Annotated in this window: 20 protein-coding genes and 1 pseudogene; 20 read left to right on the forward strand and 1 reads right to left on the reverse strand. The window is 70.6% G+C overall.

Going from position 1 to position 23,509, the window contains the following annotated elements; genetic code table 11:
* Positions 1–11 precede the first annotated feature (11 nt).
* From RTA_RS04900 to RTA_RS21100, 20 genes and pseudogenes are all read left to right on the forward strand, one after another.
* Positions 12–2,018: an STAS domain-containing protein gene (locus RTA_RS04900; protein WP_013900275.1), complete on the forward strand. Its 2,007-nt coding sequence runs from the start codon at positions 12–14 to the stop codon at positions 2,016–2,018.
* A 96-nt stretch (positions 2,019–2,114) separates the two neighbouring features.
* Entirely contained in the window at positions 2,115–2,666 is a 552-nt protein-coding gene (gene hslV / locus RTA_RS04905) for an ATP-dependent protease subunit HslV (RefSeq protein ID WP_041675056.1), read from the forward strand.
* On the forward strand, positions 2,663–3,973 hold the full coding sequence (gene hslU / locus RTA_RS04910) for an ATP-dependent protease ATPase subunit HslU (RefSeq protein WP_013900277.1): 1,311 nt from the start codon (positions 2,663–2,665) through the stop codon (positions 3,971–3,973). The genes hslV and hslU overlap by 4 nt, the downstream gene beginning before the upstream one ends.
* A 247-nt stretch (positions 3,974–4,220) precedes the next feature.
* Positions 4,221–4,646 carry a division/cell wall cluster transcriptional repressor MraZ gene (gene mraZ, locus RTA_RS04915; RefSeq protein WP_013900278.1) on the forward strand — a complete coding sequence of 142 codons (426 nt, stop codon included), beginning with the start codon at positions 4,221–4,223 and terminating at the stop codon, positions 4,644–4,646.
* Between the two features lie 11 nt (positions 4,647–4,657).
* Positions 4,658–5,569: a 16S rRNA (cytosine(1402)-N(4))-methyltransferase RsmH gene (gene rsmH, locus RTA_RS04920; RefSeq protein ID WP_041675058.1), complete on the forward strand. Its 912-nt coding sequence runs from the start codon at positions 4,658–4,660 to the stop codon at positions 5,567–5,569.
* Positions 5,566–5,847, forward strand: a complete 282-nt coding sequence (ftsL, locus tag RTA_RS04925; RefSeq protein WP_013900280.1) for a cell division protein FtsL — start codon at positions 5,566–5,568, stop codon at positions 5,845–5,847. Before rsmH ends, ftsL begins: the two co-directional genes overlap by 4 nt.
* On the forward strand, positions 5,844–7,580 hold the full coding sequence (locus tag RTA_RS04930; RefSeq protein ID WP_013900281.1) for a peptidoglycan D,D-transpeptidase FtsI family protein: 1,737 nt from the start codon (positions 5,844–5,846) through the stop codon (positions 7,578–7,580). Before ftsL ends, RTA_RS04930 begins: the two co-directional genes overlap by 4 nt.
* A complete protein-coding gene (locus RTA_RS04935) occupies positions 7,580–9,064 on the forward strand; it encodes a UDP-N-acetylmuramoyl-L-alanyl-D-glutamate--2,6-diaminopimelate ligase (protein WP_013900282.1) in 1,485 nt (494 codons plus the stop codon). Before RTA_RS04930 ends, RTA_RS04935 begins: the two co-directional genes overlap by 1 nt.
* A 5-nt stretch (positions 9,065–9,069) precedes the next feature.
* Positions 9,070–10,489: pseudogene (locus RTA_RS04940) on the forward strand (UDP-N-acetylmuramoyl-tripeptide--D-alanyl-D-alanine ligase).
* The gene (gene mraY, locus RTA_RS04945; protein ID WP_041675059.1) at positions 10,479–11,657 is read left to right on the forward strand and encodes a phospho-N-acetylmuramoyl-pentapeptide-transferase; all 1,179 of its coding nucleotides are present in this window, start codon (positions 10,479–10,481) and stop codon (positions 11,655–11,657) included. Before RTA_RS04940 ends, mraY begins: the two are co-directional and overlap by 11 nt.
* A 2-nt stretch (positions 11,658–11,659) precedes the next feature.
* Positions 11,660–13,252 (forward strand): UDP-N-acetylmuramoyl-L-alanine--D-glutamate ligase, encoded by a 1,593-nt coding sequence (gene murD / locus RTA_RS04950; protein WP_081466213.1) that lies wholly within the window; start codon positions 11,660–11,662, stop codon positions 13,250–13,252.
* Positions 13,249–14,493, forward strand: coding sequence for a putative lipid II flippase FtsW (gene ftsW, locus RTA_RS04955; protein ID WP_013900286.1), 1,245 nt, complete (start codon positions 13,249–13,251; stop codon positions 14,491–14,493). Before murD ends, ftsW begins: the two co-directional genes overlap by 4 nt.
* On the forward strand, positions 14,490–15,563 hold the full coding sequence (gene murG / locus RTA_RS04960; protein ID WP_013900287.1) for an undecaprenyldiphospho-muramoylpentapeptide beta-N-acetylglucosaminyltransferase: 1,074 nt from the start codon (positions 14,490–14,492) through the stop codon (positions 15,561–15,563). Before ftsW ends, murG begins: the two co-directional genes overlap by 4 nt.
* Entirely contained in the window at positions 15,560–16,972 is a 1,413-nt protein-coding gene (gene murC / locus RTA_RS04965) for a UDP-N-acetylmuramate--L-alanine ligase (protein ID WP_013900288.1), read from the forward strand. The genes murG and murC overlap by 4 nt, the downstream gene beginning before the upstream one ends.
* Entirely contained in the window at positions 16,969–17,940 is a 972-nt protein-coding gene (locus tag RTA_RS04970; RefSeq protein WP_013900289.1) for a D-alanine--D-alanine ligase, read from the forward strand. Before murC ends, RTA_RS04970 begins: the two co-directional genes overlap by 4 nt.
* Complete coding sequence (locus tag RTA_RS04975; RefSeq protein WP_013900290.1) at positions 17,937–18,734, forward strand: cell division protein FtsQ/DivIB; 798 nt, start codon at positions 17,937–17,939, stop codon at positions 18,732–18,734. Before RTA_RS04970 ends, RTA_RS04975 begins: the two co-directional genes overlap by 4 nt.
* Positions 18,735–18,780: 46 nt before the next feature.
* The gene (gene ftsA, locus RTA_RS04980) at positions 18,781–20,010 is read left to right on the forward strand and encodes a cell division protein FtsA (protein ID WP_013900291.1); all 1,230 of its coding nucleotides are present in this window, start codon (positions 18,781–18,783) and stop codon (positions 20,008–20,010) included.
* 125 nt (positions 20,011–20,135) lie between these two features.
* Positions 20,136–21,359 (forward strand): cell division protein FtsZ, encoded by a 1,224-nt coding sequence (ftsZ, locus tag RTA_RS04985; protein WP_013900292.1) that lies wholly within the window; start codon positions 20,136–20,138, stop codon positions 21,357–21,359.
* 84 nt (positions 21,360–21,443) lie between these two features.
* Positions 21,444–22,367 carry a UDP-3-O-acyl-N-acetylglucosamine deacetylase gene (gene lpxC / locus RTA_RS04990; RefSeq protein ID WP_041676119.1) on the forward strand — a complete coding sequence of 308 codons (924 nt, stop codon included), beginning with the start codon at positions 21,444–21,446 and terminating at the stop codon, positions 22,365–22,367.
* A gap of 22 nt (positions 22,368–22,389) precedes the next feature.
* On the forward strand, positions 22,390–22,566 hold the full coding sequence (locus RTA_RS21100) for a hypothetical protein (RefSeq protein ID WP_013900294.1): 177 nt from the start codon (positions 22,390–22,392) through the stop codon (positions 22,564–22,566).
* Between the two features lie 2 nt (positions 22,567–22,568).
* Here RTA_RS21100 and RTA_RS04995 read toward each other — a convergent pair whose 3' ends face one another.
* Positions 22,569–23,495, reverse strand: coding sequence for a LysR family transcriptional regulator (locus RTA_RS04995; protein WP_013900295.1), 927 nt, complete (start codon positions 23,493–23,495; stop codon positions 22,569–22,571).
* Positions 23,496–23,509 lie beyond the last annotated feature (14 nt).

Below are 23,509 nucleotides of genomic sequence, written 5' to 3' on the forward strand. Positions count from 1 at the left end.
CCCCCGAGCTGATGCCCCCCACCAAGGACGACAACAACGGACTGCTGTCCAAGGTGGTGAAGTTCGTCCGCAACCCGACGACGAACTGGTCCGACCTGGACACGGCCGAGTCGGACCGGGAGAGCAGCTACTCCAAGCAGATGCTCAAGGAGATGATCGAGCGCAAGCGGCGCAACGACTTTGTGCGTAAGCGCGAGTTCGACATGCTGCGCAAGATGCGCCGCAGCGAGGTCATGGCGGGCAACGACCCGACGGCCCGTCCTTCTTTCTTCCAGAGCTCCATGCCGTCGCGGCCCGACGACCGGGCCAGCACGCTCAAGAAGATCGACGAGATCGAGGCGCAGATGTCCATGCAGTGGTGGAAGACCAAGCATGGCGAGACCTCCACGCGCACCGGCATCCCGACCAATTTCCCGGCGTCGGCCCATGTGCCGCCCGACGCGCTGGGCCGGCCGGCCGCGCCGGTACCCGGCCAGGCGGCCGGCCCAGCGCTGCAGCGCACCCCCCCTGTCCAGCCGCCGCCCCTGGCGGCCGGCGGCCGGCTCCCGCCGGTGCCCATGGATCCCCTGCGGTCCCCCACCATGCCGCAGCCGGCGGCACCGCGCGCCGCGGCGACGCAGCCGCAGCCGCAGCCGCCACGTGCCGCCGCGCCCCAGCCCGTGCCGCCGCGCCCCGCCGGGCCGCAGCCCGTCCCGCCGGCGCAGCCGCGCGTCACCGCGCCGCAAGCTGTGCAGCCGCCGCAGCCGATGCAACCGCGTGCCGCGGCGCCCGCGCCCGCGCCGGCAGCGGCTCGGCCCGCGGTGCCGCAGCCGCCCGCGGCTGCCCCCGCGGCCAAGAAGGGGGGCGCCGAGTCCACGCCCGGGCCCGCCAGCAGCAACTTCTCGGTCTCCCGGGCATTCGCCGTCGACGTGGAGGAACTGGCCCACGATCCCGAGCTGGAGGAGGCCGCGATCCGCTTCGCCAATGGCGACGACGCCGGCGCGGAGGCCGGCCTGCAGGAGGTGCTCAAGCCTGGGGGCAGCCGCATCGGCCACGAGGACACCTGGCTGGCGCTGTTCGACCTGTACCGCGCCACCGGGCGGCAGGCGCCCTTCGACGAGGCGGCCATCGAGTTCGCCAACCGGTTCGGCCGTTCGTCGCCGCAGTGGCTGTCGCTGCCCGAGGCGGTGAGCCGCATCCAGTCGTCCGCCTCGGCGCCGCCGGCCAATTCTTCGGCCGCGGACTGGACCTGCCCCTCCACCCTGGGCACCCAGACGCTGGTGGTGCTGCAGGCCACCCTGGCACGGGCGCAGCAGCCATGGCGCCTGTCCTGGGCCAAGCTGGTCACCATCGAAGAGGCCGCGGTGGAGGGCCTGACGCGGCTGTTCAACCAGTGGGCCACGCAGCCGTTGCAGCTTCGCTTCATCGCCGCCGACAACCTGGAGCGGGTGCTCCAGGCCGCCGCGCCTTCCGGCGACAAGGCCGTCAACCCCGCCTGGTGGAAGCTGCGCATGGAGGCGCTGCGGGTGATGCACCGGCCGGACGAGTTCGAGCTCGCGGCGCTGGACTACTGCGTCACCTACGAGGTCTCGCCGCCGTCCTGGGACGCCGCGCGCTGCGCCTGCGTGTCCTTGCAAGCCGACGGCAGCTTTGCCGGCGGCAACACCATCATCGGCGAGGCGCACCACGACTCGGTGATGTCCGGGATGAGCAACTTCGGCGACACGGGCACCGCCGGCCCGAGCTCGCTGATGTCCAACATCGCCATGGTGGAGCTGTCCGGCTCCATCCTGGGCGATCCGGCCGATGTGCTGGGCACGCTGGAAGGCCGGATGGCCGGGGCCGACGTGATGGTCATCTCCTGCGCCCAGCTGATCCGCATCGACTTCTCGGCGGCCGGAACGCTGCTCAACTGGGTCACGGCACGCCAGGCCGAAGGCCGGCAGGTGCAGTTCGTCGAGGTGCACCGGCTGGTGGCCGCCTTCTTCGACGTGATCGGCATCAGCCAGTACGCCCGGGTCGGCACTCGGCGGGATTAAGCCCACCCCGAAGCGGCCCGGCAGAGCCGGTTCCGCGGTGTCCCCCGAACTAACGCGCTGCTTGCAATCTGCCTTGGCGGCCCCAACATGGCGCCGATGGAACAATTTCACGGCACGACCATCGTCAGCGTGCGGCGCAAGGACGCCGACGGCCGCTGGCAGGTGGCGATCGGCGGCGACGGCCAGGTCACCCTGGGCAATGTCGTCGTCAAGGGATCGGCACGCAAGGTGCGCAAGCTCTACCACGACAGGGTGGTCGCCGGTTTCGCCGGCGCCACGGCCGACGCCTTCACCCTGTTCGAGCGCTTCGAGGCCAAGCTGGAGAAGCACCAGGGCCACCTGGTGCGCTCGGCCATCGAGCTGACCAAGGACTGGCGCACCGACCGCGTGCTGCGCCGGCTGGAAGCCATGCTGGCGGTGGCCGACAAGGAGGCCTCGCTGATCATCACCGGCAACGGCGACGTGCTGGAGCCCGAGCACGGCATCATCGCCATCGGCTCGGGCGGGGCCTACGCCCAGGCGGCGGCCAGGGCGCTGCTGGACAACACCGGCCTCGGCGCCCGCGACATCGTCAAGAAGTCGCTGGAGATCGCCGGCGAGCTGTGCATCTACACCAACATGCACCACACCATCGAGGTGCTGGAATGAGTTCGGCCATGACCCCTCAGGAAATCGTCTCCGAGCTGGACCGCCACATCGTCGGCCAGCACGAGGCCAAGCGCGCGGTGGCGATCGCGCTGCGCAACCGCTGGCGCCGCCAGCAGGTCGATGAGAAGCTGCGCCCCGAGATCACGCCCAAGAACATCCTGATGATCGGCCCCACCGGCGTGGGCAAGACGGAGATCGCGCGCCGCCTGGCCCGGCTGGCCGACGCGCCCTTCATCAAGGTGGAGGCCACCAAGTTCACCGAGGTGGGTTACGTCGGCAAGGACGTGGACGCCATCATCCGCGACCTGGCCGAGATGGCCGTCAAGCAGACCCGCGTCGCCGAGATGCGAAAAGTGCGCACCCGCGCGGAGGACGCGGCCGAGGAGCGCATCCTGGACGCCCTGCTGCCCGGCACGCACGGCGGCGACGACAACCCCACGCGCCAGGCCTTCCGCAAGAAGCTGCGCGAGGGCCAGCTCGACGAGAAGGACATCGAGCTCGACCTGGCCGAGCCGCGCCAGCAGCTGGAGATCATGGGGCCGGCCGGCATGGAGGAGATGGCCGAGCAGCTGCGCGGCATGTTCAGCCAGTTCGGCGGCGGCAGGCGCCGCACCCGCAAGCTCAAGATCCGCGAGGGCCTCAGGCTGTTGGTGGACGAGGAGGCGGCCAAGCTGGTCAATGAGGACGAGATCCGGGCCCAGGCCATCCACAACGCCGAGCAGAACGGCATCGTCTTCATCGACGAGATCGACAAGGTGGCCTCGCGTAGCGAGACCAGCGGCGCCGACGTCTCGCGCCAGGGCGTGCAGCGCGACCTGCTGCCGCTGGTGGAGGGCACCACCGTGTCCACCAAGTACGGCCCGATCAGGACCGACCACATCCTGTTCATCGCCAGCGGCGCCTTCCACCTGGCCAAGCCCAGCGACCTGATCCCCGAGCTGCAGGGCCGCCTGCCGATCCGGGTGGAGCTCACGTCCCTGTCGGTGCAGGATTTCGAGGCCATCCTGACCCAGACCCACGCCTCCCTGGTCAAGCAGTACCAGGCGCTGCTGGCCACCGAGGGCGTGACGCTGGCGTTCGCGCCGGACGGCATCACCCGGCTGGCGCACATCGCCTACGAGGTGAACGAGCGCACCGAGAACATCGGCGCGCGCCGGCTGTCCACCGTGATGGAGCGCCTGCTGGACGAGATCAGCTTCGACGCCGCCCGGCTGGACGGCCAGACGGTGACCATCGACGCCGCCTATGTGGACGCGCGCCTGGGCGAGCTGAGCCGCGATGAGGACCTTTCGCGCTACATCCTCTGACAAACAACGGCTGAGTCTCACGCTTTACCTTCACAGCACCGGCTAAGTGCTTCTTTTAGAACGGTTTTCTGCTCGCAGCTTGCTGGCAGAAGCCGTTCTAAGTCATTGATTTCATTGCAAATTCCCCACGCGCCCTGGCTTGCGTGGTTGAGTTTTCCTGCTACAGTGCAAAAAAGTGCAATGAAGTGGGGAAACGTGCCATTCAGGCCCACCATTGCACCCTCTTTCACAGCAGGGGCTCAACTCGGTGTTTCAAGGTGCGTCGTCGCTCAGTCTCGATGCCAAGGGTCGGCTCTCCATGCCGACCCGGCACCGTGACGCGCTCGCGGCCGCCGGCAACCAGCTGACGATCACCAAGCACCCGCACGGCTGCCTGATGGTCTTTCCGCGACCCGAGTGGGAGCGGTTCCGCGACCGTATCGGAGCGTTACCGATGTCTGCCCAGTGGTGGAAGAGAATCTTCCTCGGCAATGCCATGGACGTGGAGCTCGACGGCACCGGCCGCGTCCTGGTCTCGCCGGAGTTGCGCGCCGCCGCCGGCATCGAGCGCGACACCATGCTGCTGGGCATGGGCAACCACTTCGAACTGTGGGACAAGGCGACCTACGAAGCCAAGGAAGCCGAGGCCATGCAGGGCCAGATGCCCGATGTGTTCAAAGACTTCTCTTTCTGACGGCGCAGGCGGTGGACACCCCATGGCAACACACCACGGTCCTGTTGGACGAAGCGGTTTCGGCGTTGGTCACCCAGCCCGACGGGCTGTACGTGGACGCGACCTTCGGCCGGGGCGGGCATTCGCGGCGGCTGCTGCAGCGCCTGTCCCCGCAGGGCCGGCTGCTGGCCTTCGACAAGGACCCGGAGGCGGTGGCCGAGGCGGGCCGCATCCAGGATCCGCGTTTTTCCATCCGGCACCAGGGGTTCGCCCGGCTGGGCGAGCTGGAGCCGGCCAGCGCGTCCGGCGTGCTGCTGGACCTGGGCGTGAGCTCGCCGCAGATCGACAACCCCGCACGGGGTTTTTCTTTTCGCCACGACGGCCCGCTGGACATGCGCATGGACCCCACGCGCGGACAGAGCGCGGCCGACTGGCTCGCAACGGCCGAGATCGGCCAGATCGCGGAGGTGATTCGTGACTACGGCGAAGAACGGTTTGCTGTCCCGATCGCAAAGGCGATTGCAGCTCGCCGACAGGAACGGGGCCCTGTTGCATCCACCGCCGAACTGGCCCAGCTCGTGGCTGGCGCGGTCAAAACCCGCGAGCCGGGCCAGGATCCTGCAACGCGCACATTTCAGGCTCTTCGGATTTTCGTCAACGCCGAGCTTGAAGAACTGCAACAGGCGCTAGAGGCCAGCTTGGACATCCTGCAACCCCAAGGACGGCTCGTGGCGATCAGCTTCCATTCGCTGGAGGACCGCATCGTCAAGCAGTTCATCGCCCGCCATTCGCGCGAGGTGGTGGACCGGCGCGCGCCGTTCGCGCAGCCGGCGCCGCTGAAGCTGCGCGCGCAGGGCCGCGTCAAGCCCTCGGCCGCCGAGGTCGCCGCCAACCCGCGCGCGCGCAGCGCGGTGATGCGGGTGGCGGAAAGGACACAGGCATGACCCGCCTCAACCTCGTCCTGCTGCTGGCCGTGCTGGCCAGCGCGCTGTACCTGGTGCGGGTGCAGTACGAGTCACGCCGCCTGTACGCCGAGATCGAGAAGGCGCAGGGCGAGACGCGCCGCCTGGAGATCGAGCACGAGCGGCTGCAGGTGGAAAGGCGCGCCCAGGCCACCCCGCTGCGGGTGGAGAAGCTGGCCAAGGAGCAGCTGCAGATGCGCCCGGCGACGCCGGCGATCACCCAATACGTGACGCTGCCCGCGTCGGGAGCCGCGCCATGAGCAGCCGCAGCGTCCTCTACACCTCCAGCCCGCTGCTGGCCAGCAAGACCCCGGTCTGGCGCAGCAAGCTGATCGTGGCCGGCATCGCCGCCGGCTTCCTGGGCCTGGCCGGCCGCGCCGCCTGGGTGCAGGTGTTCAGCAACGATTTCTTCCAGAAGCAGGGCGAGGTGCGCTTCGCCCGCACGCTGGAGCTGCCGGCCAACCGCGGCCGCATCCTGGACCGCAACGGCCTGCTGCTGGCCACCAGCGTGCCCTCGCCCAGCATCTGGGCCATCCCCGAGGACGTGGAGCGCGACAAGCCCAAGCTGGCCCAGCTGGCCCGGCTGCTGGAGATGCCGCTGCCCGAGCTGATGAAGAAGCTGGACGACGAGGACCGGACCTTTGTCTGGCTCAAGCGCCAGGTCGACGAGCCGGTGGCGCAGCAGATCGCCGCGCTGGGCCTCAAGGGGGTCTACCAGCGCAAGGAGTACAAGCGCCGCTACCCCGAGGGCGAGGCGGCCGCGCACGTGGTGGGCTTCACCAACGTGGAGGACGAGGGCCAGGAAGGCATGGAGCTGGCGTTCAACCGGCAGCTGGCCGGCCGGCCCGGCTCGCGCCGCGTGATCAAGGACCGGCTGGGCCGCATCGTGGAGGACGTGCGCGAGCAGGTGCGGCCGGTGGACGGGCGGGACCTGCAGCTGTCCGTCGACAGCAAGGTGCAGTTCTTCGCCTACCAGAAGCTGCGCGACGCGGTGGTCGCGAACAAGGCCAAGGCCGGCAGCGTGGTGGTGCTGGACGCCGTCACCGGCGAGGTGCTGGCGCTGGCCAACTACCCCAGCTACAACCCCAACCGCCGCCAGAACCTGAGCGGCGAGCAGCTGCGCAACCGGGCGCTGACCGACACCTTCGAGCCTGGCTCGACCATGAAGCCCATCACCGTGGCCGCGGCGATGGAGCTGGGCCGCGTGCGGCACGACACGGTGGTCGACACCACGCCGGGACGCTACAGCATCGGCGGCTTCACCATCAACGACACGCACAACTACGGCGTGCTCGACGTCGACGGCGTGATCCAGAAGTCCAGCAACGTGGGCGCGCTGAAGATCGCGCAGAAGATGAGCCCGAGCGAGATGTGGGACACGTACACCGCGCTGGGCTACGGCCAGAAGCCGCAGATCGACTTTCCCGGCGCCGCCACCGGCAAGCTGCGGCCCTGGAAGACCTGGAAGCCGGTCGAGCAGGCCACCATGTCGTACGGCTATGGCCTGTCGGCCTCGCTGTTCCAGATGGCGCGCTCGTACACCGCCTTCGCGCACGACGGCCAGATCATCCCGGCCACCATGCTCAAGAGCGGTGAGCCTGCCGCCGGCGTGTCGGTGTTCTCGGCCGAGAACGCGGCGCGGGTGCGCCACATGCTGTGGCTGGCCGCCGGCCCCGGCGGAACGGGCCAGAAGGCGCAGACCCTGGGCTACTCGGTGGGCGGAAAGTCCGGCACCGCGCGCAAGCAGGTGGGCAAGGGCTACGCCGCGGGCAAGTACCGCTCCTGGTTCACCGGCATGGCGCCCATCGACAAGCCGCGCATCATCGTGGCGGTGATGATCGACGAGCCCAATGCCGGCCACTACTACGGCGGCACGGTGGCCGGGCCCGTGTTCAGCGAGGTGGTGCAGCAGACCCTGCGCCTGATGAACGTGCAGCCGGACATGAGCGTCAAGCCGCAGATCGTGGTCAACGGCGTGGAGGAGTCGTTCTGATGCAGGCGTTGCACAGCCCCGGCCAGGCCGCGCAGTGGCTGCGCTCGCGCGTGCGCGGCGACCTGTCGGCCGACAGCCGCCAGGTGCGCGCGGGCGACGGCTTCATCGCCTGGCCCGGCGCGGCCACGGACGGCCGGCGCTACGTCGGCGCCGCCCTGGCGCAGGGCGCCGCGGCCTGCCTGGTGGAGGCGCAGGGCCTGCAGGCCTACGACTTCCACGGCGAATCCGTTGCCAGCTACGCCGGCCTGAAGGCCGCCACCGGGCCGATCGCGGCCGCGTACTACGAGCAGCCGACCGGGCGCCTGGACGTGCTCGCCGTCACCGGCACCAACGGCAAGACCTCCACCGCCTGGTGGCTGGCCCTGGCGCTGTCGAACCTGAAGCAGCCGGGCCCGATGCCGTGCGGCCTGGTAGGGACCCTGGGCATAGGCCAGCCGCCGCAGGTGGAGTTCAACGGCCTGACCACGCCCGACCCGGTGCTGCTGCAGCGCTGGTTCCGCCGCTTCGCCGACCAGGGCCTGGCGGCCTGCGCCATCGAGGCCTCGTCGGTCGGCATCGCCGAACGGCGCCTGGACGGCACGCGCATCCGAGTGGCCGTGTTCACCAATTTCAGCCAGGACCACCTGGACTACCACGCCAGCATGGACGCCTACTGGGCGGCCAAGGCCGAGCTGTTCCGCTGGCCCGGCCTGCAGGCGGCCGTGATCAACATCGACGACGCCCGCGGCCGCCCCCTGGCGGCCGGACTGGAGGGCGGCGGCCTGGACCTCTGGACGGTCTCGTGCGAGGGGCCGGCGCGCCTGCGGGCGACCGACATCGTGCACGCGGCCGAGGGCCTGCGCTTCACGGTGGCCGAGGGCGACCGGCGCGAGCCGCTGCCCACCCGGCTGGTCGGCCAGTACAACGTCTCCAACCTGCTGGGCGTGGTCGGCGCCATGCGCGCGCTGGGCGTGCCGCTGGCCGACGCCGTGCAGGCCTGCCGCGGCCTGCTGCCGGTGCCGGGCCGGATGGAACGCTTCGATGCGCCCGGCCAGCCATTGGTGGCCGTGGACTACGCGCACACGCCCGACGCGCTGGACAAGGCCTTGCAGGCGCTGCGCCCGCTGGCGGCGCAGCGCGGCGGCCGGCTGTGGTGCGTGTTCGGCTGCGGCGGCGACCGCGACGCCGGCAAGCGCCCGCTGATGGCGGCGGTGGCCGAGAAGAGCGCCGACCGCGTCGTCGTGACCAGCGACAACCCGCGCCGCGAGGAGCCCCAGGCCATCATCGGCCAGATCCTGCGCGGCCTGGCGCGCCCCGAGGCGGCGCAGGTGCAGGCCGACCGGGCCCGCGCCATCGCCGACGCGGTGGCGCAGGCGGCGCCGCAGGACGTGGTCCTGCTGGCCGGCAAGGGCCACGAGGACTACCAGGAGATCGCCGGCGCCAGGCATCCGTTCGACGACCGCCTGCATGCGCAGGCCGCGCTGGCCCGGAGGCCCGCCCCGTGAGCGGCATGTTCACCCTGCGGCAGGCGCTGCCCTGGGTCACCGGGGCCCGGCTCGTCGGCGACGGCGCCGCCGCCGTGACCCGCGTGCACAGCGACACCCGCACGCTGCAGCCCGGCGACCTGTTCGTGGCGCTGCGCGGCGAGCGCTTCGATGCCAACGACCTGGTGGGCCAGGCCCGGGCCCAGGGTGCCGTGGCCGCGCTGGCGCACCGCGGCCGCATCCCGGCCGGCTTCTGCGGCCTGGAGGTGGACGACAGCAAGCTCGCCCTGGGCCAGCTGGCGGCAGGCTGGCGCGCGCAGTTCAGGCTTCCGCTCGTCGCGGTCACCGGCAGCAACGGCAAGACCACGGTGACGCAGATGGTCGCCGCCATCCTGCGCGCCTGGCAGGGCGAGGCGGCCCTGGCCACGCAGGGCAACTTCAACAACGACATCGGCCTGCCCCTGACCCTGCTGCGGCTGCGCGCGCAGCACCGCGTCGCGGTGCTGGAGCTGGGCATGAACCATCCGGGCGAGATCGCCTACCTGGCGGGCATCGCCCGGCCCACCGTGGCCCTGGTCAACAACGCCCAGCGCGAGCACCAGGAGTTCATGGCCACGGTGGAGGCGGTGGCGCGCGAGAACGGCTCGGTGTTCGATTCGCTGGCAATCGGCGGCACCGCGGTCTTCCCGGCGGGCGACGAATTCAGCGCGCTGTGGCGCGAGCTGGCGGGCAGCCGTGCCTGCATGACTTTCTCTTCTTCCGGTTCGGCGGGCTCGGCCCGCGGCGCCGACATCGTTCTGGCCGGGTCTGAATGGCAAGAGGGCCACTGGCAGGTGCGGGCGGACACGCCCGCGGGACCAGTGGAATTCCGACTCCATATCGCCGGCCGCCACAACGTGGGCAATGCCCTGGCCGCGGTGGCCTGCACGCTGGCCGCCGGCGCGCCGCCGGCGGCCATCGCCCGGGGCCTGGAGGCCTTCGAGCCGGTCAAGGGCCGCTCGCGCGCGCTGGCCGTGCCGCTGGCCGGGCGCGTGCTCACGCTGGTGGACGACACCTACAACGCCAACCCCGATTCCGTGCGCGCCGCCATCGACGTGCTGGCCGAGCTGCCGGGCCCGCGCCTGCTGGTGCTGGGCGACATGGGCGAGGTGGGCGAGCAGGGGCCGCAGTTTCCACGCCGAGGTCGGCGGGTACGCGCGCGAGCGCGGCATCGACGCCCTGCTCACGCTGGGCGAGCAGGCGCGCGCCATGGGCGGGCGGCACTTCGATGCCATCGAGCCGCTGCAGGCAGAGGTGGCCGCGCGGCTGGGCGCGGTGCGCAGCGTTCTGGTCAAGGGCTCGCGCTTCATGAAGATGGAGCGGGTGGTGGAGGGCATCACCGCACACGCGCAGCGACAACAACAGCAAGACAACAAGAAGGACGAGGAGAAACCCGATGCTGCTTAGCCTGGCCGTGTGGCTGCAGACCCTGTCGCCTGAATTCGGCTTCCTGCGGGTGTTCCAGTACCTGACGTTCCGCGCCGTGATGGCGGCGATGACGGCGCTGCTGATCGGCCTGCTGGCCGGACCCTGGGTGATCCGCCGCCTGACCGAGCTGAAGATCGGCCAGCCGGTGCGCGGCTACGGCATGCAGACCCATCTGTCCAAGAGCGGCACGCCCACCATGGGCGGCGTGCTGGTGCTGCTGTCCATCGCCATCGCCACGCTCCTGTGGTTCGACCTGGCCAACCGCTTCGTCTGGATCGTGCTGATCGTGACCCTGGGCTTCGGCATGATCGGCTGGGCCGACGACTGGCGCAAGGTGGTGCAGAAGGATCCCGAGGGCATGCGCTCGCGCGAGAAGTACTTCTGGCAGTCGGTGATCGGGCTGCTGGCCGCCATGTACCTGGTGTTCACCATCTCCGAGAGCAACAACTACCGGGTGGTGGAGCTGTTCGTCGGCTGGGTGCGCTCCGGCTTCGACGTGGACCTGCCGCCCAAGGCCGGCCTGCTGGTGCCCTTCTTCAAGGAGGTGAGCTACCCGCTGGGCGTGTTCGGCTTCGTGTTCCTCACCTACCTGGTGATCGTGGGCGCGAGCAACGCCGTCAACCTCACCGACGGCCTGGACGGCCTGGCCATCATGCCGGTGGTGATGGTGGGCTCGGCGCTGGGCGTGTTCGCCTACGTCACGGGCAGCGCGGTGTACTCCAAGTACCTGCTGTTCCCATACATCCCGGGTTCGGGCGAGCTGCTGATCTTCTGCGCCGCGATGGCCGGCGCGGGCCTGGCCTTCCTGTGGTTCAACGCCCACCCGGCGCAGGTGTTCATGGGCGACGTGGGCGCGCTGGCCCTGGGCGGCGCGCTGGGCACCATCGCCGTGATCGTGCGCCAGGAGATCGTGCTGGCCATCATGGGCGGCGTGTTCGTGGTGGAGGCGATCTCCGTGATGGCGCAGGTGATGTACTTCAAGTACACCAAGCGCCGCTACGGGGAGGGCCGGCGCATCCTGAAGATGGCGCCGCTGCACCACCACTTCGAGAAAAGCGGCTGGAAGGAGACGCAGGTCGTGGTGCGTTTCTGGATCATCACGATGCTGCTGTGCCTGATCGGCCTGTCCACGCTGAAGCTGCGGTGAATATGAGCCCCCACGCTCCGCACTCCGTGTCGTCGCTGCCCCCCGAGGGGGCCGCAGCCTCCTTGGGGCGGCCCGGCGAAGGCTGGTCCGCCCTCCAGGACCAGCACGTCCTCGTCCTCGGCCTCGGCGCGTCCGGGCTGGCGATGGCGCGCTGGTGCGCGCGCGGCGGCGCGCGCGTGACCGTGGCGGACACGCGCGAGGCGCCGCCGCAGGTGGCCGCGCTGCGCGAGCAGCTGCCGCAGGCCTCGTTCGTCGCCGGCCCCTTCACCGGGGCGCTGCTGGAGGGCGTGCAGGCCGTGTTCCGCAGCCCCGGGCTGGCGCCGGCGCAGGTGGCCCCGGTGTGGGACGCCGCCCGCGCGGCCGGCCTGCGGGTCGGCGGCGAGCTGAGCCTGTTCTGCGGCGGGCTGGCCCAGCTGCAGGCCGAACAGGGTTACGCGCCGGCGGTGCTGGCCGTCACCGGCACCAACGGCAAGACCACGGTCACCTCGCTGGCCGGCCAGCTGGTGGAACGCAGCGGCCGCACGGTGGCGGTGGCCGGCAACATCGGCCCTACGCTGCTGGACACGCTGGCCGCGAAGATGGACGCGCAGGCGCTGCCGCAGGTCTGGGTGCTGGAGCTGTCCAGCTTCCAGCTCGAGGGCATGGAAGGCTTCGAGCCCACCGCGGCCACGGTGCTCAACCTCACCCAGGACCATCTGGACTGGCACGGCGGCATGCGGGCCTACGCGGCGGCCAAGGCCCGCATCTTCGGCACCCGCGGCCTCATGGTCCTGAACCGGGAAGACCCCGCGGTGATGGCCATGCTGCCGGCGCCGGCCAAGCTCAAGGGCGGCAAGACCGAGCAGCGCGAGCATGTGGGCTTCGGCGCCGACATGCCGCAGCGTCCCGGCGACTACGGCATCGAGGTGGTCAACGGCATGGCATGGCTGGTGCGCGCGCTGGAAGCCGACGAGACGCAAAAGCGCCGGCGCGATGCCGACGAAGAGATCCACATCCAGCGCCTGATGCCGGCCGACGCGCTGCGCATCCGCGGCCGCCACAACGCGGTGAACGCGCTGGCCGCGCTGGCCCTGGCGACGGCGGCCGGCTGCCCGCTGGCGCCCATGCTGTACGGCCTGCGCGAGTACCGCGGCGAGCCGCACCGGGTCGAGCCGGTGGGCATGGTGGGCGAGGTCGAGTTTTTCGACGACAGCAAGGGCACCAACGTCGGCGCCACCGCGGCGGCGCTGAATGGTCTCGGTGCCGAGCGCAAGCTGGTCGTGATCCTGGGGGGCGAGGGCAAGGGGCAGGACTTCTCCCCGCTGGCCGCGCCGGTGGCGCGCTTCTGCCGGGCGGCTGTGCTGATCGGCCGCGACGCGCCGCAGATCCGCGCCGCGCTGGAAGGCGCGGGGGTGGCGCTGCTGGACGCCGCCTCGATGGAGGAGGCGGTCTCGCTGGCCACGCAGCGCAGCCAGCCCGGCGACGCCGTGCTGATGTCGCCGGCCTGCGCCAGCTTCGACATGTTCCGCAACTACGAGCACCGCGCCGAGGTGTTCCGCGAGGCCGTGGCCCGGCTCGCGGCCGAGGCCGGGACCTCGCTGGAGGTTGTCCAATGAGCGCCGTCCTGGATCGCCTCAGCCGCTGGGTCGCCCGGTCGCCCCGCGGCGACCTGCCGCTGCCGGTGCGCGGCACCGGTTACGCCCGCGCGTCCGCGCCGGCCCGGATGGTGGTGTTCGACCAGGCCCTGCTGTGGGCCGCGCTGGGCCTGGCGGCCTTCGGCCTGGTGATGGTGTATTCGGCTTCCATCGCGATGCCGGACAACCCCAAGTTCGCCCGCTACGCCCACACCTATTTCCTGGCGCGCCACAGCCTGTCGCTGGTGCTGGCCTTCGTGGCGGCGCTGCTGGCCTTCCAGGTACCGATGGCCACCTGGGAGAAATACGCCCCCTGGCTGTTCGTGCTGTCGCTGCTGCTGCTGATCGCGGTGCTGGTGCCGGGCGTGGGCAGCATGGTCAACGGCGCGCGTCGCTGGATCTCGCTGGGCTTCATCAGCTTCCAGCCGTCGGAGCTGGCGAAGTTCACGGTGCTGCTGTACGCGGCCGACTACATGGTGCGCAAGATGGACGTGAAGGAGCGTTTCTTCCGCGCCGTGCTGCCCATGGCCGTCGCGGTCGCCGGGGTGGGCCTGCTGCTGCTGGCCGAGCCCGACATGGGGGCCTTCCTGGTGATCGCCGTCATCGCCATGGGCATCCTGTTCCTGGGCGGCGTCAACGCGCGCATGTTCTTCCTGATCGCCGCCGTGATGGTGGTGGCCTTCGTGCTGATGATCGCCCTGTCGGAGTGGCGGCGCGAGCGCATCTTCGCCTACCTCGACCCCTGGGACGAGAAGCATGCGCTGGGCAAGGGCTACCAGCTGTCGCACTCGCTGATCGCCATCGGCCGCGGCGAGATCTTCGGCGTGGGCCTGGGCGGCAGCGTGGAGAAGCTGCATTGGCTGCCCGAGGCGCACACCGACTTCCTGCTGGCCGTGATCGGCGAGGAGTTCGGCTTCGCCGGCCTGCTGGCGGTGATCACCACCTTCCTGTGGATGACCCGCCGCATCATGCACATCGGCCGCCAGGCGATCGCGCTGGACCGCGTGTTCGCCGGCCTGGTGGCGCAGGGCGTGGGCATCTGGATCGGCTTCCAGGCCTTCATCAACATGGGCGTGAACCTGGGCGCGCTGCCCACCAAGGGTCTGACCCTGCCGCTCATGAGCTACGGCGGCTCGGCCATCCTGATGAACATGGTCGCGCTGGCGGTGGTGCTGCGCATCGATTACGAGAACAGAACCCTCATGCGCGGAGGCCGCGCATGAAGCACCTGGTGGTCATGGCGGCAGGCACCGGCGGGCACGTGATCCCCGGGCTGGCCGTGGCGCGCGAGATGCACTCGCGCGGCTGGAGCGTGAGCTGGATGGGCACGCCCTCGGGCATGGAGAACCGGCTGGTGCCGCCCAGCGGCATCCCGATGGACACGCTGGCCTTCAGCGGCCTGCGCGGCAAGGGGCTGGTGCACACGCTGACCGGCGGGGTGCGCCTGCTGGCCGCCTTCTGGAGCAGCCGCCGCATCCTGAAGGCGCGCCGCGCCGACGCGGTGCTGGGCATGGGCGGCTACGTGTGCTTCCCGGGCGGCCTGATGGCGTCCTGGCTGGACCGGCCGCTGGTGCTGGTCAACGCCGACGCCTCGCTGCTGATGAGCAACAAGGCGCTGCTGCCGGTGGCCGACCGCGTCGCCTTCGGCTTCGACGGCGATGCCGCCCGCAGGACCCGCAACGCCGTGGTCACCGGCAACCCGGTGCGCGCGGAGATCGAGGCCATCGCGCCGCCGGCCCAGCGCTTCACCGGCCGCGGCGGGCCGCTGCGCCTGCTGGTGGTGGGCGGCAGCCTGGGGGCGCGCGTGCTCAACACCATCGTCCCGCAGGCCATCGCGGCGCTGGCGCCCGGGCAGCGGCCCCAGGTGGTGCACCAGACCGGACAGGCCGAGCTGGCCGGGGTGCAGGCGGCCTACGCGGGCGCCGGCATCCAGGCCCAGGTGCTGCCCTTCATCGACGACATGGCGCGGCAGCTCGCGGAATGCGACCTGATCGTCTGCCGCGCCGGCGCCGTCACCGTCAGCGAGCTGTGCGCGGCCGGCGTGCCGGCCGTCCTGGTGCCGCTGATCGTCAGCACCACCTCGCACCAGCGGGACAACGCGCAGTGGATGGCCGGGCAGGGCGCCGCGCTGCACCTGCCGCAGGCCGAGCTGACGCCGCCCCGGCTGGCGCAGCTGCTGTCGGGCCTGGACCGCGGGACTTTGTTGGACATGGCCACGCGGGCCCGGGCGCTGGCCCGGCCGCAGGCCGCCGCCCGCGTGGCGGACCAGATCGAGAGCTTGGTGGCCGCATGAAACACGCCGTCCGTCACATCCACTTCGTGGGCATCGGCGGCGCCGGCATGTCCGGCATCGCCGAGGTGCTGCGCAACCTGGGCTACCGGATCTCCGGCTCCGACCTGCACGACAGCCCCACGCTGCGCCGGCTGAAGGACCTGGGCATCCGCACCTGCGTGGGCCATGCCGAGGAGCACATCGCCGGCGCCGACGCGGTGGTCACCTCCACCGCGGTGCAGGCGGACAACCCCGAGGTGGTGGCGGCGCGCCGGCGCAAGATCCCGGTGGTGCCGCGCGCCATGATGCTGGCCGAGCTGATGCGCCTGAAGCAGGGCATCGCCATCGCCGGCACCCACGGCAAGACCACCACCACCAGCCTGGTGGCCAGCATCCTGGCCGAGGGCGGGCTGGACCCGACCTTCGTGATCGGCGGCAAGCTCAACAGCGCCGGCGCCAACGCCAAGCTGGGCGCCGGCGACTACATCGTGGTCGAGGCCGACGAGTCCGACGCCTCGTTCCTGAACCTGATGCCGGTGATGGCGGTGGTGACCAACATCGACGCCGACCACATGGAAACCTACGGCCACGACTTCGGCCGGCTCAAGGGCGCGTTCCTGGACTTCCTGCACCGCATGCCGTTCTACGGCACGGCCATCCTGTGCACCGACGACGCGGCCATCCGCGAGATCCTGCCGGACGTCCAGTGCCCGGTCACGACCTACGGCGAGGGCGAGGACGCCCAGGTGCGCGCCGTCGGCATCCGTGCCGTCGGCCCGCAGATGCACTTCACGGCGCAGCGGCGCAACGGCGTCGTGCTGCCCGACCTGGACATCAGGCTCAACCTGGCCGGCCACCACAACGTGCTGAACGCGCTGTCGGCGATCGCCGTCGCCGTGGAGCTGAACGTGCCGGATGCCGCCGTGCAGAAGGCGCTGGCCGAATTCCGCGGCGTCGGCCGGCGCTTCCAGGGCTACGGCGAGCTGCCGGTGCGCGCGGCCAACGGCGGCGGCCGCTTCATCGTGATCGAGGACTACGGCCACCACCCGGTGGAGATCGCCGCCACGCTGGCCGCGGCGCGCGGCGCCTACCCGGGCCGGCGCCTGGTGCTGGCCTTCCAGCCGCACCGCTACACCCGCACGCGCGACTGCTTCGAGGACTTCGTCAAGGTGATGGGTCAGGCCGACGCGGTGCTGCTGGCCGAGGTGTATGCCGCCGGCGAGTTGCCCATCGTGGCCGCCGACGGCCGCTCGCTGGCGCGCGCGGTGCGCGTGGCCGGCAAGGTCGAGCCGGTGTTCGTGGACGACATCGCCGGCATGCCGGAGGCCATCCTGGAGATGGCCCGCGACGGCGACGTGGTGATGTGCATGGGCGCGGGCTCCATCGGGGGCGTGCCTTCGAAGCTGGTCGAGATGGGAGGCGGGGCATGAGCGGTACCTTCAACTTTGGAAAGGTGGCTGTCCTGATGGGCGGCCAGTCGGCCGAGCGCGAGGTGTCGCTCATGTCCGGCAGCGGCGTGCTCAAGGCGCTGCAAGCCAAGGGCGTGGACGCGCACGCCTTCGATCCGGCGCAGCGCGACCTGTCCGAGCTCAAGCGCGAGGGCTTCGGGCGCTGCTTCATCGCCCTGCACGGCCGCTTCGGCGAGGACGGCACGGTGCAGGGCGCGCTGGAGCTGCTGGGCATCCCCTACACCGGCTCGGGCGTGATGGCCTCGTCCATCGCCATCGACAAGGTCATGACCAAGCGGGTCTGGCTGGCCGAGGGCATCCCGACGCCGAAGTACCGGCTGCTGCGGCGCGGCGCCTACCAGCGCGGGCAGGTGGTCCGCATCCCCGACGAGCTGGGCCTGCCGCTGATCGTCAAGCCGGCGCGCGAGGGCTCGTCCATCGGCGTCGCCAAGGTCCAGGGCTATTCCGAGATGCAGGGGGCCGTGGACGCGGCCGCCGCGCTGGATGCCGACGTGCTGTGCGAGCAGTTCGTCTCGGGCGACGAGGTGACCTGCCCGATCCTGGGAACGGGCGACGCGGCGCGCGCGCTGCCCGTCATCCGCATCGTCGCGCCGGCGGGCAACTACGACTACCAGAACAAGTACTTCACCGACGACACCCAGTACCTGGTGCCCTGCGGCCTGCCGGCGGGCGAGGAGGCGGCCATCCAGGCGCTGGTGCTCAAGGCCTACCGCGTGCTGGGCTGCCGCGGCTGGGGCCGCATCGACGTGATGATCGACGGCAGGACGCGCCAGCCCTCGCTGCTGGAGATCAACACCTCGCCGGGCATGACCGGGCACTCGCTGGTGCCCATGTCGGCGCGTGCCGCCGGCATCAGCTACGAGGACCTGTGCGTCCAGCTGCTGGCCTCGGCCACGCTGGACCATGCCAAGGAGGCGGCCATCCCATGAAGGCTTCCGCCGCGCTGACCCTGCCGGCCGACGTCAGGCTGATGAACATCACCGCCACGGTGCTGTTCGCGGCCTGCGGCGTGCTGCTGCTGGCGGCGCTGGCGTGGTGGCTGGTGCGGCACCCGGCGTTCGCGCTGGGGCGCATCACGGTGCAGGGCGACGTGGCGCACAACAGCCCGGCCACGCTGCGGGCCAACGTGGCCCCGCGCATGGCGGGCAACTTCTTCACGGTGGACCTGGTCGCGGTGCGGCAGGCATTCGAGGCCGCGCCCTGGGTCCGGCAGGCCGTGGTGCGTCGCGAGTTCCCCAACCGGCTGCGCGTGCTGCTGCAGGAGCACCGGCCGGTGGCCCTGTGGGGCACCGAGGGCGAATCGGCCCTGGTCAACAGCCACGGCGAGGTGTTCGAGGCCGATCCCGGCGACATCGAGCCGGAGGGGCTGCCGCGGCTGGCCGGCCCCGACGGACAGGCCGCCCAGGTGCTGGCCATGTACCGCGCGCTGGCGCCGCTGTTCCAGCCGCTGGGGCTCGAGCTGGTGCAGCTGGTGCTCACCAGCCGGGGCAGCTGGCAGGCCACGATGGACACCGGCGCGTCCGTGGAACTGGGCCGCGGCCCGGTGCAGGAGGTGGCGGCCCGGACCCGGAGGTTCGCGCAGACGCTGGCGCAGGCGGCTTCCAAGCTGGGCCGCCGGCCCGAGGCCCTGGTTTCCGCCGACCTGCGCCACGGGGACGGTTACGCGATCCGTCTGCGGGGCGTCACCACCGCCACGGGCGCAGAGGCGCAGAAAAAGAAATGACTTGGGGACAGACCTTCAGCTCTGTGCTCACCGACTAGAGGAAGCGATGGCAAAGGAATACAAGGACCTGGTCGTCGGCCTGGACATCGGCACCGCCAAGGTGATGGCGGTGGTGGCCGAGGTCCTGCCGGGCGGCGAGCTCAAGCTGGCAGGGCTGGGCGTGGCGCCGTCCAATGGCCTCAAGCGCGGCGTGGTGGTGAACATCGACGCCACGGTGCAGAGCATCCAGCAGGCCCTGAAGGAGGCCGAGCTGATGGCCGACTGCAAGATCACGCGGGTCTACACCGGCATCACCGGCAGCCACATCCGCGGCATCAACTCCAGCGGCATGGTGGCCGTCAAGGACAAGGAGGTCACGCCGGCCGACGTGGCGCGCGTGGTCGAGACGGCGCGCGCCATCAACATCTCGACGGACCAGCGCCTGCTGCTGGTGGAGCCGCAGGAGTTCGTGATCGACGGCCAGGACGTCAAGGAGCCGATCGGCATGAGCGGCATCCGGCTGGAGGCCAAGGTCCACATCGTCACCGGCGCGCAGAGCGCGGCCGAGAACATCGTCAAGTGCGTGCGCCGCTGCGGCCTGGAGGTCGACCAGCTGCTGCTGAACCCGCTGGCCTCCAGCGCCGCCGTGCTGACCGAGGACGAGCGCGAGCTGGGCGTGGCCCTGGTGGACATCGGCGCCGGCACCACCGACGTGGCCATCTTCACCGGCGGCGCCATCCGGCACACCGCCGTGATCCCCATCGCCGGCGACCTGATCACCAGCGACATCGCGATGGCGCTGCGCACGCCCACCAAGGACGCCGAGGACATCAAGGTCGAGAGCGGCTACGCCAAGCAGCTGCTGGCCGACCCGGAGCAGCAGGTCGAGGTGCCGGGCCTGGGCGACCGCGGCCCGCGCCTGCTGAGCAAGCAGGCCCTGGCCGGCGTGATCGAGCCGCGCATCGAGGAGATCTTCTCGCTGGTGCAGCAGGTGGTGCGCGAGTCGGGCTACGAGGAGGTGCTGTCCTCGGGCATCGTCATCACCGGCGGCAGCGCCGTCATGCCCGGCATGGTGGAACTGGGCGAGGACATCTTCCTCAAGCCGGTGCGCCGCGGCGTGCCCAAGTATTCGAGCGCCCTGTCCGACATGGTGGCCCAGCCCCGGGCCGCCACCGTGATGGGGCTGCTGGAGGAAGCGCGCCTGGCGCGCCTGCGCGGCTTCAAGGTGGCGCAGAAGAACGGATCGATGAAGACGGCCTTCGGCCGCTTCAAGGATTTCATCGTGGGGAACTTCTGAGCATGTTCCCCTGCAGCAGACCCAGAAAGGAGCGATGGCGGTGCACCGGCCCGCCGACGTGAACGTTCATGGTCCCAAAAACAGTCTTACAGCAGGCAACTGCACACAGCATTAGGAGTAGAGCAATGAGCATCGAAATGATCGAGGTCGAAGAGTTCAACCTGGGCACCCAGATCAAGGTGATCGGCGTGGGCGGCGGCGGCGGCAACGCCGTCGAGCACATGATCGGGCGGTCGGTGCAGGGCGTGGAGTTCATCTGCGCCAACACGGACGCGCAGGCGCTGTGCCGCAGCGCCGCGCACAAGACCATCCAGCTGGGCCACAGCGGCCTGGGCGCCGGCAGCAAGCCCGAGAAGGGCCGCGAGGCGGCCGAGGCCGCGTCCGAGGACATCCGCGAGGCCATCGACGGCGCGCACATGCTGTTCATCACCGCCGGCATGGGCGGCGGCACCGGCACCGGCGCGGCGCCGGTGATCGCCCGCATCGCCAAGGAGATGGGCATCCTCACCGTGGGCGTGGTGACCAAGCCCTTCGACTGGGAAGGCGGCCGCCGCATGACCAACGCCGACCAGGGCCTGGCCGAGCTGGAGGCCAACGTGGACTCGCTGATCGTGATCCTGAACGAGAAGCTGCTGGACGTGCTGGGCGACGACGTCACCCAGGACGAGGCCTTCGCGCATGCCAACGACGTGCTGAAGAACGCCGTCGGCGGCATCGCGGAGATCATCAACGTGCCCGGCCACGTGAACGTGGACTTCGAGGACGTGCGCACCGTGATGGGCGAGCCCGGCAAGGCGATGATGGGCACGGCGGTGGCCGCGGGCCCGGACCGCGCGCGCATCGCGGCGGAGCAGGCCGTGGCCTGCCCGCTGCTGGAGGGCATCGACCTGTCGGGCGCCAAGGGCGTGCTGGTGCTGATCACCGCGGCCAAGGGCAGCCTCAAGCTGTCGGAGTCCAAGCTGGCGATGAACACCATCCGCGCCTACGCCTCGGCCGACGCGCACGTGATCTACGGCACGGCCTACGACGACAACCTGGGCGACGAGGTGCGTGTGACGGTGGTGGCCACCGGCCTGTCGCGCCATGGCCAGCAGCGCCGCACCGCCCCGCCGCTGCAGGTGCTGCGCACCGGCACCGACAACGTGCCTTTCAACGTGCCCACCCTCCACGGCGCAGGCGCCGCGCTGGGCGTGGCGTCACAGGCCCAGCAGCCGGACTACGGCGGCATGGCGGTGCCCAGCGTCTGGCGCACCAACCGAACCCAGGCGGCTGCCAAGGTCGACGCGCTGTCCTCGGGCGGCATGGACGACTTCGAGATCCCGGCCTTCCTGCGCAAGCAGGCCGACTGACCCCGCCGCTGCCGAGCCCGTGCCTATCGGGGAGATAGGCACGGGCCGCCCCGCGCCTGTAACCCGAAACGTAAAATCATGCGCATGCTCCAACAACGCACCCTCAAGACCCTCACCCGCGCGGTGGGCGTGGGCCTGCACAGCGGCCAGCGTGTGGAGCTGACGCTGCGCCCCGCGCCGCCGGACACCGGCATCGTGTTCCGCCGGGTCGACCTGCCCCAGCCGGTCGACATCCCGGTGTCGGCGCAGAGCGTGACCGACACCCGCCTGGCCTCCACCGTGTCCAACGGCGGCGCCAAGGTGCACACGGTGGAGCACCTCATGTCGGCGTGCTGCGGCCTGGGCCTGGACAACCTCTACGTGGACATCACGGCCGAGGAGGTGCCCATCCTGGACGGCTCGTCCGCCTCGTTCGTGTTCCTGCTGCAAAGCGCGGGCATCGAGCACCAGAAGGCGCCGCGCCGCTTCATCCGGGTGCGCGAGCCGGTCGAGGTGCGCGAAGGCGAGGGCGAGACGCTGAAGTGGGCCAAGCTGGAGCCCTACCACGGCTTCAGGCTGGGCTTCGAGATCGACTTCGCCCACCGCGTGGTGGCAGCCACCGGCCAGCGCTACGAGTTCGACCTGAGCCGCGGCAACTACAGCCGCGACATCGCGCGGGCCCGCACCTTCGGCTTCACCAAGGACGTGGAGATGATGCGCGCCAACGGCCTGAGCCTGGGCGGCGGGCTGGACAACGCGGTGGTGATGGACGACTACCGGGTGCTCAATCCCGACGGCCTGCGCTACGACGACGAGCTGGTCAAGCACAAGATCCTGGACGCCATGGGCGACCTGTACCTGGTCGGCAAGCCGCTGCTGGCTTCCTACCGCGCGTTCCGCTCCGGCCATGCGCTGAACAACAAGCTGCTGCGCGCGCTGCTGGCCAAGCCCTCGGCCTTCGAGGTCGTGACCTTCCAGGACGAGAAGCTGGCCCCGATCGGCTTCGCGCAGCCGGCGCGCGCCTGGTAGCGGCGGCTGCCGCGATTCCACCGTGCTGCTGTTCCGCTGGATCCTGCTGCTGTCGTTGCTGGCGGCGGCCGTGTGCTTCGCGTTCTACGCCGGCACCGGCCAGCCGCGCTTCAAGCGCCGGGGCCTGGTGATCCTGAAGTGGACCCTGATCGCCGCCTTCGGCTTCTTCGCGGTGCTGGCGGTGGAGCGGCTGGCCTGAGGTCACGAACCACGTTTATCGGCGACGGGCGCATGCCGCGCCATCAGCTCGGCGATCCAGTCGATGAACACACGCAGCTTGGTGCTGACATGCCGGTTCGGCCGATACGCCACGTACAGCGGCATCGGCTCGAAGCGCCAGTCCTCGAACAGGGACACCAGCTCGCCGCTTGCCAGGTGCGCCCGGCACATGTAATCCGGCAGCCAAAGGACCCCCAGGCCGGCCAACCCGGCTGCGAGGTAGGCATTGCCGTCGTCCACTGCGAGCACGTAGCGGCCTTGCACATCGATGCTTTCGCCGCCGCGGCGCATCGCATAGGGGTAGGTCTTGCCGTTGCGCGACCACAGGAAACCCACGACGCGGTGATGCGTGTCTTCCAGCTGCCGCGGGTGTGAGGGAGTGCCGGCGCGTTCCAGGTAGCTGGGCGCCGCGCAAGCCCTGAGCTGCAGGTCCCCCACGCGGCGGGCCATCAGCGACTGGTCGGTGAGTTCGCCGCCGCGCACGACACAGTCCACGTTCTCGCCGATCATGTCCACCAGGCGATCGCTCACGCCCATGTCGATCTGGATGTCGGGATAGCGTGCATGGAACGCCGGCAAGGCCGGCACCAGGATCATGCGGGCCAGCGGGCTGGGCACATCCACCCGCAGCCGCCCACTGGGCGATGCCGAGGCGCCGGACAGGCTGGCCTCCGCATCGTCCAGGTCGGCCAGCAGGCGCAGAACGCGGTCATAGAAGGCGGCACCGTCGGCCGTGACATGGACCCTGCGCGTGGTGCGGTTGAGCAGCTTGACGCGCAGCCGTGCCTCCATCTGCTGCACCAGCTGGGTCACGCTGGTCTTGCTCATGTGGAGCGTCTCGGCCGCCTTGGTGAAGCTGCCTGCCTCCACCACGCGGGCGAATGCCTGCATCGCATCGAACCGGTCCATCGCTGCTCCAGAAG

Origin of the sequence: Ramlibacter tataouinensis TTB310, assembly GCF_000215705.1 — a bacterium.
Taxonomy (GTDB): Bacteria; Pseudomonadota; Gammaproteobacteria; order Burkholderiales; family Burkholderiaceae_C; genus Ramlibacter; species Ramlibacter tataouinensis.

What these genes read in the sequence shown, in the direction of transcription:
- RTA_RS04900 (WP_013900275.1), top strand. Translation starts at nt 12, where the DNA reads ATGCCCCCCACCAAGGACGACAACAACGGACTGCTGTCCAAGGTGGTG.
- ftsW (WP_013900286.1), top strand. Translation starts at nt 13,249, where the DNA reads ATGAGCGCCGTCCTGGATCGCCTCAGCCGCTGGGTCGCCCGGTCGCCC.
- ftsZ (WP_013900292.1), top strand. Translation starts at nt 20,136, where the DNA reads ATGAGCATCGAAATGATCGAGGTCGAAGAGTTCAACCTGGGCACCCAG.
- RTA_RS04970 (WP_013900289.1), top strand. Translation starts at nt 16,969, where the DNA reads ATGAGCGGTACCTTCAACTTTGGAAAGGTGGCTGTCCTGATGGGCGGC.
- RTA_RS04935 (WP_013900282.1), top strand. Translation starts at nt 7,580, where the DNA reads ATGCAGGCGTTGCACAGCCCCGGCCAGGCCGCGCAGTGGCTGCGCTCG.
- ftsA (WP_013900291.1), top strand. Translation starts at nt 18,781, where the DNA reads ATGGCAAAGGAATACAAGGACCTGGTCGTCGGCCTGGACATCGGCACC.
- mraY (WP_041675059.1), top strand. Translation starts at nt 10,479, where the DNA reads ATGCTGCTTAGCCTGGCCGTGTGGCTGCAGACCCTGTCGCCTGAATTC.
- lpxC (WP_041676119.1), top strand. Translation starts at nt 21,444, where the DNA reads ATGCTCCAACAACGCACCCTCAAGACCCTCACCCGCGCGGTGGGCGTG.
- RTA_RS04995 (WP_013900295.1), bottom strand. Translation starts at nt 23,495, where the DNA reads ATGGACCGGTTCGATGCGATGCAGGCATTCGCCCGCGTGGTGGAGGCA.
- RTA_RS04930 (WP_013900281.1), top strand. Translation starts at nt 5,844, where the DNA reads ATGAGCAGCCGCAGCGTCCTCTACACCTCCAGCCCGCTGCTGGCCAGC.
- ftsL (WP_013900280.1), top strand. Translation starts at nt 5,566, where the DNA reads ATGACCCGCCTCAACCTCGTCCTGCTGCTGGCCGTGCTGGCCAGCGCG.
- murD (WP_081466213.1), top strand. Translation starts at nt 11,660, where the DNA reads ATGAGCCCCCACGCTCCGCACTCCGTGTCGTCGCTGCCCCCCGAGGGG.
- RTA_RS04975 (WP_013900290.1), top strand. Translation starts at nt 17,937, where the DNA reads ATGAAGGCTTCCGCCGCGCTGACCCTGCCGGCCGACGTCAGGCTGATG.
- hslU (WP_013900277.1), top strand. Translation starts at nt 2,663, where the DNA reads ATGAGTTCGGCCATGACCCCTCAGGAAATCGTCTCCGAGCTGGACCGC.
- hslV (WP_041675056.1), top strand. Translation starts at nt 2,115, where the DNA reads ATGGAACAATTTCACGGCACGACCATCGTCAGCGTGCGGCGCAAGGAC.
- murC (WP_013900288.1), top strand. Translation starts at nt 15,560, where the DNA reads ATGAAACACGCCGTCCGTCACATCCACTTCGTGGGCATCGGCGGCGCC.
- murG (WP_013900287.1), top strand. Translation starts at nt 14,490, where the DNA reads ATGAAGCACCTGGTGGTCATGGCGGCAGGCACCGGCGGGCACGTGATC.